Genomic DNA, 12,963 nt, shown 5'->3' on the forward strand with positions numbered 1-12,963 from the left:
TATGAAAAGCGTTAGTTTTGTTTCTGTTGGGCCAGTTTTGATAATCCATTGCTCAGTTGTGTTAGGCCGTGAAGCCGTGATCGTGGATCACGCCACCGTCGTTCAATAAACAGCTTATTATCTGGTCTGATCTTTGCTGTTCCTTTCAGGCGTTCAGCATAGGCGAGCAGACCAGGAACATTCGGGAACTTATCCTTATGAAAGCTAACTAATGCACCGCGCGGACCCATTTCAATCTTCGCAATATGGGCTTTGATACAGTTCATTTTGATTTCCATCAGCTTGAGCAGATTGTCAGTTTCGACTGGTAATTCACCGAAACGATCAATCATTTCCGCTGCAAAGGCCTGAATCTCTTGATAAGTTTGAAGTCCGTTCATGCGCCGATATAGGCCCATGCGGAGCGATAGATCGGGCACGTAATTTTCTGGTATCAAGATCGGTGCATCGACGGTGATCTGCGGCGAGAAGCTTTCGGCGGCGGCGTCTAGCCCGGCGCCTTTTGCCTTGGCTTCCAGTATCGCGTCTTCCAGCATCGATTGGTAAAGTTCAAAGCCAACCTCCCGAATATGACCCGATTGTTCATCGCCCAGCAAATTTCCTGCCCCGCGAATATCTAGGTCGTGGCTTGCCAACTCAAAGCCAGCCCCAAGGCTGTCGAGATCCCCCAAAATTTTCAGCCGTTTTTCTGCCTTTTCAGTTATGATCCGGTCTTTCGGCGTCACCATATAGGCATAGGCGCGGGTCTTCGAACGTCCAACCCGACCGCGTAATTGATAAAGCTGGGCGAGTCCGAACCGATCAGCGCGGTGGATGATCAGCGTATTGGCACTTGGAATATCAAGGCCGCTCTCAACAATCGTTGTCGCCAAAAGGACATCATATTTTTTGTCGTAAAAAGCCGACATACGTTCTTCGACTTGAGCTGGTGGCATCTGACCATGAGCGACGACGAAACTAATTTCTGGCACATATTCTTTCAGAAATTCTTGAATTTCGGGCAGGTCAGCGATGCGCGGAACGACAATAAAACTCTGCCCGCCACGATAATGTTCGCGCATCAGCGCTTCACGCAACGGCAACGGATCCCATGGCATCACATAGGTGCGCACCGCGAGACGATCTACAGGTGGTGTTTGGATAACAGAAAGCTCGCGCAAGCCGGTCATGGCCATTTGTAACGTCCGCGGGATAGGTGTCGCTGTGAGCGTTAGAACATGGACATCGGCTTTCATGGCCTTCAGCCGCTCTTTATGCGTGACTCCAAATTTTTGTTCTTCATCGACAATAATCAGGCCGAGCCGTTGAAACTCGATCGACTTTGCCAAGAGGGCGTGTGTGCCAATGACAATATCTACATTGCCATTTGTCAGCCCTTCTTTGGTCTTCTTTGCCTCAGCAGCCGGTACCAGGCGCGACAATCTACCAAGATTGACGGGGAAGGGACGGAAGCGCTCTTCAAAATTACTGAAATGCTGGCGCGCGAGGAGAGTAGTAGGGGCAATGATCGCCACTTGCATACCCGCCATTGCCGCCACAAATGCGGCCCGCATAGCAACTTCGGTTTTACCGAAACCGACATCACCACAGACGAGCCTGTCCATGGCTTTGCCCGAGGCCATGTCGCCAAGAACTTCTTCGATTGCTTGTTGCTGGTCGTCCGTTTCCTGATACGGAAAGCGATCAACAAAGCCAGCCATTTCATTTGCTTCAATTCGCGCTGGTGAGGCGGGTTGTAAGGCCCGGGCTGCGGCAGTCTTCAAAAGTGCATGCGCTATGGCTCTTATACGTTCCTTGAGTTTCGACTTACGCCTTTGCCAGCCTTCGCCGCCCAATCGATCGAGAACAACGGTTTCGCCACCTTCGCCGTACCGGCTAAGGACATCAATATTCTCAACCGGAACAAATAGCTTATCGCCGCCTGCATATTTTAGCGCGACGCAGTCATGCGGACTTTCACCGACTGGAATAGACACAATACCTTCATAAAGGCCGATCCCATGTTCTAAATGAACCACCAGATCGCCCTGACTAAGTGCCGATAACTCCTCAATGAAGGCATCACCGCTCTTGCGCCGTTTCGATTTGCGCACCAAGCGGTCACCAAAAATATCTTGCTCGGTAAGCAGTGCGATATCGTCAGTGCGGAATCCTGAAGCTAGAGGTAAGACAGTCAGAGCAACCGCCGCTCCAACGGCACTGCTTGATTTCCAGTCATCACAAATGGTTGCTGTGCTGACACCGTGATCGTGAAGCAAGTCAAACAGTCTTGCACGGGAACCGTTGCTATAGCTTGCCAATATTGCCGTCGTGCCGGCTTTAGTAAGCGTATTGAGATGCACAGCTAGCGCTTTGTATATATTCTCATTTCGAGCGCGTTCGGGAGAAAAATCACGTGGAGATGATACCGATAAAGAAAGCACGGTGGATGATTCTGGTTCGTCAAATTCACTAATGATGTGGATTGGACCATCGGATTGTTGCACACGCCATTCGGATGGCTCCAGATAAAGCCTATCTGGCTGTAATGGTCGATAACTCGACAGATTGGCTTTGTCTGCTTCCTGACGGTTTTTGTAATAATCCATGATGGATGCAAATTGCGCGTCTACCGCCGCAGTCACCGCAGCGTCTCGAACAATGATTGTGTCATCAGCAAGATAATCGAAAAAGCTCACTAAACGTTCTTCGATGAGCGGCAACCAATGCTCCATGCCAGAGAGCCTACGGCCTTCGGATATGGACTGATAAATCGGATCGCTGGTCGCCACGGCACCGAACAGTTCGCGATAGCGCGTGCGAAAACGGGTAATGCTGTTTTCGTCAAGCAAAACCTCCGAAACGGGTAACAGATCGAAACCTTCGACCTTTCCAATTGTTCTTTGATCCGCAGGATCAAATTGGCGCAAAGTCTCTATTTCGTCTCCGAATAAGTCGATGCGCAAAGGCATATCAGCCCCGGGCGGGAACAGATCAATCAACCCGCCGCGTGCAGCAAATTCACCGCTATCAGCCACTGTATCAACCCGCACGAATCCATTGGCGTAGAGAAAAGATATCAGCTTTTCTTGCTCTACCACGCTGCCAGGAGCCAGCCTCGTAACAAGTTCGTTTATTCGCGCGGGCTCCAGGACTCGCTGTGTGACGGCATTAGCCGTCGTGATAACCAATTGCCCGCCAGTGGCAGGTACGGCGAGCTTCGCTAGGGCTGCCAGTCGTTCTGACGTTGTGTGAAGGGCCGGGGATGCTCGATCATAGGGCAGGCAATCCCAAGCGGGAAATTCAATAACTTCCAATTCGGGCTGAAAATATCGCGCGGCTTCTGCAACGGCGCTCATTGCTGCGTCGTCGGTTGCTATGAACACCGTTCGTTGACCAGACTGAACGGCTATGTCGGCAAGGCAATAAGGCCTATACCCTGATGTTACTCCAGCCAGAGTCAAACCACAGTCAGCAGAAAGCAATTTATCTAAATATGACACTTAAGATTTCTTCTTCAGTTCGGTTTTAAAGAATATCACTTGGTGAAGTCGAAATAGTCGAGCTTTTGCATGGCGGACATTTGTTCGTTTCGAAACTGTTCTGGCGGCGTCTGTTTGCCAATCGCCCAGGCCATGATATCAACATCTTCTTGTTCGAGCAGCTTTTCAAACCAATCGATTTCAGCGTCCGACCAGCTTTGACCCCATTTGTCGAAAAAGCCGCCAATCATATTGTCGGCCTCGCGTGTACCGCGATGCCAGCTGCGAAAATGTAACCGTTTCAGCCTGACTTCGCGTTCCATGTCTGCTCCTGATCCAAGATTTTTTGTTACGCAATGATGTGCGGACTCTTTCTGGTAAATCAGGCCCGCTCGCGTATATAGGCGGATAGACATGCGGCCCGAGATACTCAATCCATTATTTGGCGAAACCCAGTCGCTCAAAGGCGTCGGCAAGGCACTTGCTAAGCCGCTTGAGAAACTGCGTCTGACGCGAGTCAAAGATTTGCTCTATCATAAGCCCAGTTACTGGATGCGGCGAAAGCATGTGGAAGAGCTGGACGAGGCAGATGTCGGTTTAACAATAATAGTGGAAGTGACCCCTGCAGATTATCGTAGCGGCGGTCCGCGCAGCCCGTTCCGCGTGCAGGCGACGGATGCGCAGGGCAATTATATCAGCCTGACCTTTTTTGGCAGAAATACGGGTTGGCCAAAGAAGCTGCTGCCTTTGGGCGAGAGTAAAATCATATCGGGCAAGTTGGAACGCTATGGTGACGAGTTGCAGATGCTGCATCCCGATGTATTGGAATTGGCGGACGAGAAAGACATCGCTCTGGTAGAACCGATTTATCCGTTGGCTGATGGCTTGGGCAACAAACGGATGGGGCAATTGATAGCGCAAGCTGTCAATCTGGCGCCGGAGCTACCAGAGTGGATTGAGCCAAGCCTGTTGGTCTCCAAAAATTGGAGTGACTGGCGAAGCGATATTATTTCATTGCATAGCCAAGAGGACCGTAATGAATCGGACCGGCTCGCCTATGATGAAATTTTCGCTAATCAGTTAGCATTCATGTTGGTGCGCGCTAGCAATCGTCGCAAGAAAGGCGTTTCAATCCAGGGTGACGGGCGTTTGAGGGATCAGATCAATCTGCCTTTTGAGCTCACAGGAGCACAGAAACGCTGTATTTCTGAGATTGAAGGCGATCTAGCACAGTCGTCTCCGATGCTGCGGTTGTTGCAAGGCGATGTTGGATCAGGAAAGACGCTGGTTGCCTTAATGGCCTTACTCAATGCCGTCGAAGCCGGCTATCAGGGAGCGTTTCTGGCACCGACGGAAATATTGGCGCGGCAACATTTCGAGGGTCTGCAGAAGCTGTTAACGGGTTTACCGGTTAATCTCGCTATCCTGACCGGGCGGGACAAGGGTAAAGTGCGGGAGTCCACTTTAATGGGGCTCGCCGATGGCTCCATCGATATTTTGGTTGGGACGCACGCAATTTTTCAGGAAAAAGTCCAATATAAAAACTTGGCAATGGCGGTCATTGATGAGCAACATAAATTTGGTGTCTCACAACGCTTGATGTTGACTCAGAAGGCAGACCATACACCTCATCTTCTTGCGATGACGGCTACTCCAATTCCGCGAACATTGACGCTCAGTCAATATGGCGAGATGGATGTCTCCCGCATCGACGAGCTGCCACCAGGCCGCCAGACGATCGAAACGCGGGTCATTGCGGACGCTCGTTTGCCGGAAGTTGTCGATGGTCTGGCCAGGCATATCGCAGCCAATGGGCAGGCATATTGGGTTTGCCCGTTGGTTGAGGAGAGCGAGAAAAGCGACTTGGCCGCAGCTGAAGAGCGCGCGGCGATCCTAAGAACACGATTTGGCGATCAGGTTGGCTTAGTACACGGACGTATGAAAGGCCCTGAAAAAGATGCAGTCATGGAGCGTTTCCAGCAAGGCAATATCAAATTGCTAGTCGCGACGACTGTCATCGAAGTGGGTGTTGACGTGCCCAATGCGAGTCTGATGATCATCGAAGCCGCAGACCGCTTTGGTCTGGCGCAACTCCATCAATTACGCGGACGTGTGGGTAGGGGAGACGTCAAATCTAATTGCCTGTTGCTCCGTGGTGATACGCTCAGCGAAACGGCCCGTGCGCGTCTGTCACTGTTACGAGAGACAAATGATGGCTTTAAGATTGCTGAGGAAGACTTACGATTGCGCGGGGCTGGAGAATTACTGGGTACGCGTCAGTCGGGCGATGCTGGCTTTCGCATAGCATCACCGGAACAGATATCGAATTTGATTGCAGCCGCTACCGATGATGCGCGCTTGTTATTAGATCGCGATGGCGGCCTTGACAGTACACGCGGACAAGCGGCACGGATTGCATTATATCTATTTGAACGCGACTGGGGGGTAAGCTTGCTCCGCAGCGGATAGGCTTATCGGGAGTCTGCATGCTCGATCTGATCTAGCAATGCCACGAAGTCGGGTTCGCGGATCACTCGTTCAAATTCAAAGCCGGATCGACCGCTATGGGACCAGACCAGAAACGCTTCGATACGACCTGCGACCGGTAAACGAACAATAACCCGGTCACCCTTGTTCAATTCGACCTCATGGATAAACTGGCAGCCATGAGCGGAAATATTGCTAAGTTTGACCGTAAATTCACCATCTTTGCGGGTTTCGCAAATCGTTTCATAATCCACAGGAAAACGCGTTGCACGACGCATTTCTGGCGTTTTCGGACTGGATATACTTGGCATTTAGGGTGCTCCGACGTTGGGTGACACCCTTTATTAACTGCGTTTTCCGAATAAAAGGTAAACTGCCGTAAATATATTGGAGATTCTAAACCGCACGCCGCAATAGACCATGCTTTTTCTTGCCGGCTGATATTTTGATGTCAGTATTTGCCATTGTGATCATCGTGCCTGGCTCCTTGATCTGTTCATCATCTACTCGAGCACCACCGCCTGCGATCATCCGCTTGGCTTCCCCCTTAGACGCACAAAAACCTATAGTAACCAATGCGTTGAGCACCGAAATCTGATCCGCGGTAACCTCTAGCACTGGAAGATCACCGCCGGACTGGCCCTGCTCAAAAGTTTTCTGGGCGGTGGTCGCCGCATTCGCTGCTGCATCTGAACCATGGGCCATTGCCGTTGCTGCATCAGCAAGTATCTTCTTAGCCTCATTAATTTCTGCACCTTGAAGTGCTTCGAGACGAGAAATTTCGTCCAGATCAATATCGGTAAACAGCCGCATGAATTTACCGACATCGCGGTCATCAGTATTTCGCCAGAACTGCCAGTAATCATAAGGACTCAAGCGGTCTTCGTTCAACCAAATAGCACCATCGACGGATTTGCCCATTTTTGATCCGTCCGCCTTTGTGATTAATGGCGTGGTCAGGCCGAACAGCTCCGCGCTGTCAATGCGGCGACCAAGTTCGATACCATTGACGATATTTCCCCATTGATCCGAGCCACCCAGTTGCAGGCGGCAGGCATGCTGGCGCGACAATTCAAGAAAGTCGTAAGCCTGCAATATCATGTAGTTAAATTCCAGGAAGGTAAGGGGTTGCTCGCGATCAAGACGCAGCTTAACCGAATCGAACGTCAGCATTCGGTTGATCGTAAAATGACGACCAACATCACGCAGGAACGGGATATATTTCAAACTGTCGAGCCAATCAGCATTATTGACCATGATTGCATCCGTTGGCCCGTCGCCAAAAGTCAGGAACCGCTCAAATGAAGAGCGTATCGATGCAATATTTGCGTTAATGCCCTCATTGTCGAGCAACTTGCGGACTTCATCTTTGCCAGAAGGGTCCCCGACCTTCGTGGTTCCGCCGCCCATAACCACTATAGGTTTGTGTCCTGCCTGTTGCAGACGTCGTAGCAGCATGATCTGAACCAAGTTGCCAACGTGTAAAGACGTTGCCGTTGCATCAAAACCGACATATCCGGGAATAATCGTTTTGGCTGCAAGGCGATCCAGTCCATCAGCATCTGTTAATTGGTGGATATAGCCGCGATCATTCATTAAGCGGAGGAGGTCAGATTGATAATTGGTCATGGAGTGGTTCGTTACATGCAGCAGAGGAAACTCGCAATATGCGTTTAAGCCTGCAATGCCATCCCTTGACGCCGGTTTCTGTGGTGGATGAAATTTCCTTGACTTATGAGTGGCAAGCGCATGGCAGTCTGTGGTTACGATATCATGCCGAGGGGCTACTGCATGACCTCGATTTACCGGATTTGGCGGAGTCTCAACGGGCTGATGGATTATGGGAAACGACCTGTTTTGAATTATTCCTGCAAGAATCGTCAGCCAATAGATATTGTGAGTTTAATTTTTCACCGTCCAGTCGTTGGGCTGCGTATCAGTTTTCCGACTATCGCGACGGGATGAGGAACCTCCAGTTGCCGAAGTCACCTGATATTTTTCTGGATTTGAGCGATTCTCATGTCGCAATCGAGGTAACTTTGGGGTTGCCGGACATATGGGGAGAATCCTCCCTGAATGCTTCTTTTTCTGCCGTAATTGCTGAACAAAGTGGCCCAAAATCCTACTGGGCCTTGGCGCATCCCCCGGTTCACCCGATTTTCATCACAAGGATTGCTTCAAGCACCAACTCAAGGCAGCAGGTAACGTATGAAATTTGGAATTGATCGCCTTCTCGCTGAACCGGAATTGCGGGCACCGCTGGCCGGAGAGCGGATTGCACTGTTAGCGCATCCCGCTTCCGTTACAGAGAATCTGACCCATTCGCTGGACGCGCTATCGCAATGCGACGGTATAGAATTGAGTTCGGCCTTTGGACCACAACATGGCCTGCGCGGTGATAAACAGGATAATATGATCGAATCACCAGATTATGATGATCCGGTTTTGGGGATTCCAATATTCAGCCTTTATGGTGAAGTGCGTCGGCCCACCAAGCAGATGATGGATAGCTTTGATATTATTCTGATTGATCTGCAGGATCTAGGTTGCCGGATTTATACGTTCATCACAACGCTGCGCTACATATTGGAGGCAGCGGCTGAGCATGGCAAAACTGTTTGGGTGCTTGATCGTCCTAACCCTGCGGGACGACCGATTGAAGGTATGATGCTGGAAGAAGGCTGGGAAAGTTTTGTTGGTGCGGCCCCTATGCCTATGCGGCATGGTTTGACCATGGGTGAAATGGGGCACTGGTTTATCAGCTATTTTAATCTGGACGTGGAATATCACGTCGTTGAAATGCAAGGTTGGCAGCCTGAGGGACCGGGTTTTGGGTGGCCTACAGACCGGATATGGATCAACCCGAGTCCCAATGCTCCCAACCTTTCAATGGCACGGGCCTATGCTGGCACTGTGATGCTTGAAGGCACCACATTGTCGGAAGGGCGAGGTACGACCAGGCCGCTTGAATTATTCGGAGCCCCTGACATAGATGCAAAAGCAGTAATCGCTGAAATGCAGCGCAAGGCTCCACAGTGGCTCAAAGGATGTATATTACGGGAATGTTGGTTTGAACCAACTTTTCACAAGCATGTCGGAATGCTTTGCGGTGGCGTTCAAATCCATGCTGAAGGTCCGTCCTACGACCATGCAGCGTTTCGTCCCTGGCGATTGCAAGCGCTAGCACTCAAAGCGATTAACAAGCTATATTTCGGTTATGAACTATGGCGCGATTTTGCGTATGAATATGAAGAGGGCAAGTTGGCCTTTGATGTGATCAATGGCGGTCCCGGATTGCGGGAGTGGATTGAAAGTCCATCGACAATTGCAAATGATCTGGAAGCTATAGTTGCGCCGGATGAGCGTGTGTGGGGTCAGATGTTGAAAGACCATCTGATTTACTGATTTCAATCACCGAAAGTTTGATATTGTTTGACGGTGGGAGCTTCAAGTGGTGGGGTCCAACGTGGTTCTCCAGCCAATTGCGGATTTATCAATACCAGCACAGAACAATTATTCACCCGGCGATCAACAGCGGCAATTTGGGCTGCGGGTGGCTCATCACCAAGCGCACGCATGGTCGGTTCAGGAATTTTTCCCGAATCGATATTTTCAACATGATCAATACATTCAGGATCAAGCGGCGCAGCCTGAATGAAGCTTGTAGTGGCGACTAGCGGAAAAAAAGCAAGCAGTAGCGGCTTAGGCATCATTAATCTCCGCCTGCCTTTTATCATATTTGGGGCATATCAGGAAGTAGAGTAGCCGCTATTGGTAAAAATGCAAAAATGGTGCGGCGCAACATAGGCCTTGCGTCCTTTGTTGTTTTTGATATTTTGTCCCAATGTTACCGAGCAAGGAATTTTTCGAAGGCGTTGCATTAAAGAAATGCGTGAAGGCCACTTATAACCGGATGCAAGTTACGCTCGCACCGCATATCCTCTATACCCGCCATGATGAAATGCATGTCGACGCGGTGACCTTGGAGCGTGAGGGGCAACCTCCGCGCGAATTAAAGTTGGGGACGTTTAAACTTTCTGGTTTAAAGGATGTCACCGTGGAAGAACGGCAATTCGAGCCTTATGATTTGTTTGATGCTGCTGCTGAGAAATATCAAGGCCAGACATTGCTGGTAGTAGAGACCTAGAAATTCATGATCCGTGTTTGCGCGTCAATTCCTTCATCGCATCGCTCAAACCTTCGAGCGTCAAGGGATACATGCGGTCATTCATCAATTCCTTGACGATCTTTACGCTCTGCGAATAGCCCCATTGTTTTTCGGGCACCGGGTTTAACCAGGCGGTTGCAGGATAGGTATTGGTCATCCGGTGAAGCCAAGTCACGCCCGCCTCCTCGTTGAAATGTTCAACCGAACCACCTGGATGGGTGATTTCATAAGGACTCATTGAGGCGTCACCAACGAAAATCAGCTTATAGTCATGGCCATATTTGTGGAGGATATCCCAGGTATTAGTCCGTTCGGAAAAGCGTCGACGGTTGTCTTTCCATACGCCTTCATAAACACAGTTATGAAAATAGAAAAATTCCAAGTTTTTAAATTCAGACGTTGCCGCTGAAAATAGTTCCTCACATAATTTGATGAAAGGATCCATTGATCCACCAACATCAAGAAATAAAAGTAATTTCACAGCGTTATGCCGCTCTGGGCGCATATGGATGTCGAGCCACCCCTTTTTCGCAGTGCCATTGATAGTGCTGTTTATATCAAGCTCGTCGGCTGAGCCCTCGCGGGCAAACCGGCGCAGGCGGCGCAGAGCCACTTTTATATTGCGGGTACCAAGCTGCTTGGTGTTATCAAGATTTTGGAATTCGCGTTTATCCCAGACCTTTACTGCTTTCTTTTGGCCGCCTTCACCGCCAATTCGAACGCCCTCCGGATTATAGCCACTGTTACCGTAGGGCGACGTACCGCCCGTTCCAATCCATTTGCTGCCGCCTTCATGGCGCTTTTCTTGTTCGGCAAGGCGCTCTTTTAGCGTCTCCATAATTTCGTCCCAGCTGCCAAGTTTCTTGACTTCTGCCATTTCTTCTTCGGTCAGATATTTCTCCGCAACCGCCTTCAGCCAATCGAGCGGAATTTCCTCTTCCTGCATCCCGTAGCTGGTTTCTATGCCTTTGAAGACTTTCGAGAAAACTTGATCAAAGCGATCCAGAAGGCCTTCATCTTTTACGAAAGTTGCGCGGGACAGATAATAGAATTCTTCGGGACGACGCTGGATGACCTCCTTGTCCAGTGCTTCTAAAAGCACCAGATGTTCCTTCAGCGAGGCAGTAATTCCTGCTGCTCGTAGCTCGTCCATGAAGTTGAAGAACATTGGTTGTCGCTCCGTTTAACGCGCTTCGCGTTTCGCCATAAAGGCCAAGCGTTCGAATAACATGACGTCCTGTTCGTTTTTAAGCAAAGCACCGTGCAAAGGCGGAATCGCTTTGCTTGGATCCTGTGATTGCAGCACTTCGAGAGGCATGTCTTCTGCGAGTAACAACTTCAACCAATCGAGCAATTCTGAGGTGCTGGGCTTTTTCTTAAGTCCAGGAACTTCACGGACATCATAAAAAATATCCATCGCCTTTTTGACCAATATTCCCTGAATATCTGGGAAATGAACGTTGATAATTTCCTGCATCGTCTCGCGATCCGGGAATTTGATATAGTGGAAGAAACAGCGGCGCAAGAATGCGTCCGGGAGCTCTTTTTCATTGTTGGATGTAATAACCACTATGGGGCGCTCGGCTGCCTTGATGGTCTCTTTTGTCTCGTAAACATGGAATTCCATGCGATCGAGTTCCTGCAATAAGTCGTTGGGAAATTCGATGTCGGCTTTGTCGATCTCGTCGATCAGCAGGACCGGTAATTCTTTGCTTGTAAAGGCTTCCCAGAGCTTGCCTTTCCGGATGTAGTTCGAAATATCATGAACCCGCTCGTCGCCAAGCTGACCGTCACGAAGCCGCGCCACTGCGTCATATTCATAAAGGCCCTGATGCGCCTTGGTCGTAGATTTTACATTCCATTCGATCAGCGGCGCGCCGGTTGCCTTGGCAATTTCGTGCGCAAGAACGGTTTTACCCGTACCTGGCTCTCCCTTTACGAGGAGAGGCCGGCGAAGCGTAACGGCAGCGTTAACCGCAACCTTCAAATCATCGGTTGCTACATAATCTTTGGTGCCGTCAAAACGCATATTTCATAATCCCTTGCCGTAAACGTCAATGGATTAGCGATAGGGAAAAGGCCGTTTTGAGGCAAGTTAATCATTTAGTTAATGAAGCAAATAAGGGATATCTATTGTCAGTCGCTGTTTCGGGCATTTCTGCGCGCTTCCAAAAGCTGCCATAGGCCGCGATGTTGGGTCAATATTTGATCTACACCGAAGTTAATGGCGCGCTCGACGATATTTGATTCTGCCAACTCTGCATTAAGTGCGGCCGTTTTTTCTGATGAAGGTAATATCGCTGCGCGCGGTTCAACACCAAGTTTTACAGCGATCTGTTCAAGCAACGGTCGAACAGCTTGCCAGTCAAGGACCAGCGCAAATGAAGCGCCCAAAGCGCAACCATTACGATCAGATTGGGACAACATTTCCAATGCTTTGCGCTGTGCCAATACCGTTGCGTTGCTCTGGTCTTCGGTTCGAACGCCCGATATCGGCCCTGCTGCAACGGTTAATCGTGTCAAAAAAGCCCGTTCCGCGGTGAAGCCTTCCATGGCTTCCACCAACCATTCGCGGGCAACAATGTCAGCAGTTTTAGTAGCAGCATGATCGACAACACCCGGATGACGACCATGAAGTACGCATAAAAAATGCGCGATATCAGCTATATCGCTACCGCTAAGCTCCGAAAAATCGTTGTTGATGGCTTTAACATAAGCGACAGATGCCGAACCGTGTTCTGTTACATGGTCCATCAACGATGGTCGCGCGGATGGTATAAAACTGGTTTCTTGCATTGCGCTCACATCACATAAGAGTTCGGTTGGATTCATCCAACTCTCGAAAGT

The 12,963-nt window shown here is 49.9% G+C and carries 12 protein-coding genes; 4 read left to right on the forward strand and 8 right to left on the reverse strand.

Features of this window, described 5'->3' with window-relative positions:
* Positions 1 to 11: 11 nt before the first annotated feature.
* Together mfd and J4G78_RS00655 are read right to left on the reverse strand one after the other, a co-directional pair.
* Positions 12 to 3,482, reverse strand: coding sequence for a transcription-repair coupling factor (mfd, locus tag J4G78_RS00650; RefSeq protein ID WP_207987973.1), 3,471 nt, complete (start codon positions 3,480 to 3,482; stop codon positions 12 to 14).
* 35 nt (positions 3,483 to 3,517) lie between these two features.
* Positions 3,518 to 3,784 (reverse strand): FAD assembly factor SdhE, encoded by a 267-nt coding sequence (locus J4G78_RS00655; protein ID WP_207987974.1) that lies wholly within the window; start codon positions 3,782 to 3,784, stop codon positions 3,518 to 3,520.
* Between the two features lie 91 nt (positions 3,785 to 3,875).
* Here J4G78_RS00655 and recG point away from each other — a divergent pair, with 91 nt between their 5' ends.
* The gene (recG, locus tag J4G78_RS00660; protein ID WP_207987975.1) at positions 3,876 to 5,930 is read left to right on the forward strand and encodes an ATP-dependent DNA helicase RecG; all 2,055 of its coding nucleotides are present in this window, start codon (positions 3,876 to 3,878) and stop codon (positions 5,928 to 5,930) included.
* Positions 5,931 to 5,932: 2 nt separating this feature from the next.
* Here recG and J4G78_RS00665 read toward each other — a convergent pair whose 3' ends face one another.
* Positions 5,933 to 6,259 carry a PilZ domain-containing protein gene (locus tag J4G78_RS00665; protein WP_207987976.1) on the reverse strand — a complete coding sequence of 109 codons (327 nt, stop codon included), beginning with the start codon at positions 6,257 to 6,259 and terminating at the stop codon, positions 5,933 to 5,935.
* A gap of 85 nt (positions 6,260 to 6,344) precedes the next feature.
* Positions 6,345 to 7,577: a tyrosine--tRNA ligase gene (gene tyrS / locus J4G78_RS00670; protein WP_207987977.1), complete on the reverse strand. Its 1,233-nt coding sequence runs from the start codon at positions 7,575 to 7,577 to the stop codon at positions 6,345 to 6,347.
* A 38-nt stretch (positions 7,578 to 7,615) separates the two neighbouring features.
* Here tyrS and J4G78_RS00675 point away from each other — a divergent pair, with 38 nt between their 5' ends.
* Together J4G78_RS00675 and J4G78_RS00680 are read left to right on the forward strand one after the other, a co-directional pair.
* Positions 7,616 to 8,173 (forward strand): DOMON domain-containing protein, encoded by a 558-nt coding sequence (locus J4G78_RS00675; RefSeq protein WP_207987978.1) that lies wholly within the window; start codon positions 7,616 to 7,618, stop codon positions 8,171 to 8,173.
* Positions 8,157 to 9,353 carry an exo-beta-N-acetylmuramidase NamZ family protein gene (locus J4G78_RS00680; protein WP_207987979.1) on the forward strand — a complete coding sequence of 399 codons (1,197 nt, stop codon included), beginning with the start codon at positions 8,157 to 8,159 and terminating at the stop codon, positions 9,351 to 9,353. Before J4G78_RS00675 ends, J4G78_RS00680 begins: the two co-directional genes overlap by 17 nt.
* A gap of 2 nt (positions 9,354 to 9,355) precedes the next feature.
* Here J4G78_RS00680 and J4G78_RS00685 read toward each other — a convergent pair whose 3' ends face one another.
* Positions 9,356 to 9,658 carry a hypothetical protein gene (locus tag J4G78_RS00685; protein WP_207987980.1) on the reverse strand — a complete coding sequence of 101 codons (303 nt, stop codon included), beginning with the start codon at positions 9,656 to 9,658 and terminating at the stop codon, positions 9,356 to 9,358.
* 134 nt (positions 9,659 to 9,792) lie between these two features.
* On the opposite strand from J4G78_RS00685, the gene J4G78_RS00690 reads away from it, so the two are divergent.
* On the forward strand, positions 9,793 to 10,095 hold the full coding sequence (locus tag J4G78_RS00690) for a hypothetical protein (RefSeq protein ID WP_207987981.1): 303 nt from the start codon (positions 9,793 to 9,795) through the stop codon (positions 10,093 to 10,095).
* Between the two features lie 4 nt (positions 10,096 to 10,099).
* Here J4G78_RS00690 and J4G78_RS00695 read toward each other — a convergent pair whose 3' ends face one another.
* The 3 genes from J4G78_RS00695 to J4G78_RS00705 form a co-directional block, all read right to left on the reverse strand.
* Positions 10,100 to 11,284, reverse strand: a complete 1,185-nt coding sequence (locus tag J4G78_RS00695) for a vWA domain-containing protein (RefSeq protein WP_207987982.1) — start codon at positions 11,282 to 11,284, stop codon at positions 10,100 to 10,102.
* A 15-nt stretch (positions 11,285 to 11,299) separates the two neighbouring features.
* Positions 11,300 to 12,145, reverse strand: coding sequence for an AAA family ATPase (locus J4G78_RS00700; protein ID WP_207987983.1), 846 nt, complete (start codon positions 12,143 to 12,145; stop codon positions 11,300 to 11,302).
* 107 nt (positions 12,146 to 12,252) lie between these two features.
* Positions 12,253 to 12,948, reverse strand: coding sequence for a DUF6975 family protein (locus J4G78_RS00705; RefSeq protein ID WP_207987984.1), 696 nt, complete (start codon positions 12,946 to 12,948; stop codon positions 12,253 to 12,255).
* Positions 12,949 to 12,963 lie beyond the last annotated feature (15 nt).

This window comes from Parasphingorhabdus cellanae, assembly GCF_017498565.1.
GTDB lineage: Bacteria > Pseudomonadota > Alphaproteobacteria > Sphingomonadales > Sphingomonadaceae > Parasphingorhabdus > Parasphingorhabdus cellanae.

What these genes read in the sequence shown, in the direction of transcription:
- J4G78_RS00655 (WP_207987974.1), bottom strand. Translation starts at nt 3,784, where the DNA reads ATGGAACGCGAAGTCAGGCTGAAACGGTTACATTTTCGCAGCTGGCAT.
- tyrS (WP_207987977.1), bottom strand. Translation starts at nt 7,577, where the DNA reads ATGACCAATTATCAATCTGACCTCCTCCGCTTAATGAATGATCGCGGC.
- recG (WP_207987975.1), top strand. Translation starts at nt 3,876, where the DNA reads ATGCGGCCCGAGATACTCAATCCATTATTTGGCGAAACCCAGTCGCTC.
- J4G78_RS00685 (WP_207987980.1), bottom strand. Translation starts at nt 9,658, where the DNA reads ATGCCTAAGCCGCTACTGCTTGCTTTTTTTCCGCTAGTCGCCACTACA.
- J4G78_RS00665 (WP_207987976.1), bottom strand. Translation starts at nt 6,259, where the DNA reads ATGCCAAGTATATCCAGTCCGAAAACGCCAGAAATGCGTCGTGCAACG.
- J4G78_RS00680 (WP_207987979.1), top strand. Translation starts at nt 8,157, where the DNA reads ATGAAATTTGGAATTGATCGCCTTCTCGCTGAACCGGAATTGCGGGCA.
- J4G78_RS00690 (WP_207987981.1), top strand. Translation starts at nt 9,793, where the DNA reads ATGTTACCGAGCAAGGAATTTTTCGAAGGCGTTGCATTAAAGAAATGC.
- J4G78_RS00695 (WP_207987982.1), bottom strand. Translation starts at nt 11,284, where the DNA reads ATGTTCTTCAACTTCATGGACGAGCTACGAGCAGCAGGAATTACTGCC.
- J4G78_RS00705 (WP_207987984.1), bottom strand. Translation starts at nt 12,948, where the DNA reads ATGAATCCAACCGAACTCTTATGTGATGTGAGCGCAATGCAAGAAACC.
- J4G78_RS00700 (WP_207987983.1), bottom strand. Translation starts at nt 12,145, where the DNA reads ATGCGTTTTGACGGCACCAAAGATTATGTAGCAACCGATGATTTGAAG.
- J4G78_RS00675 (WP_207987978.1), top strand. Translation starts at nt 7,616, where the DNA reads ATGCGTTTAAGCCTGCAATGCCATCCCTTGACGCCGGTTTCTGTGGTG.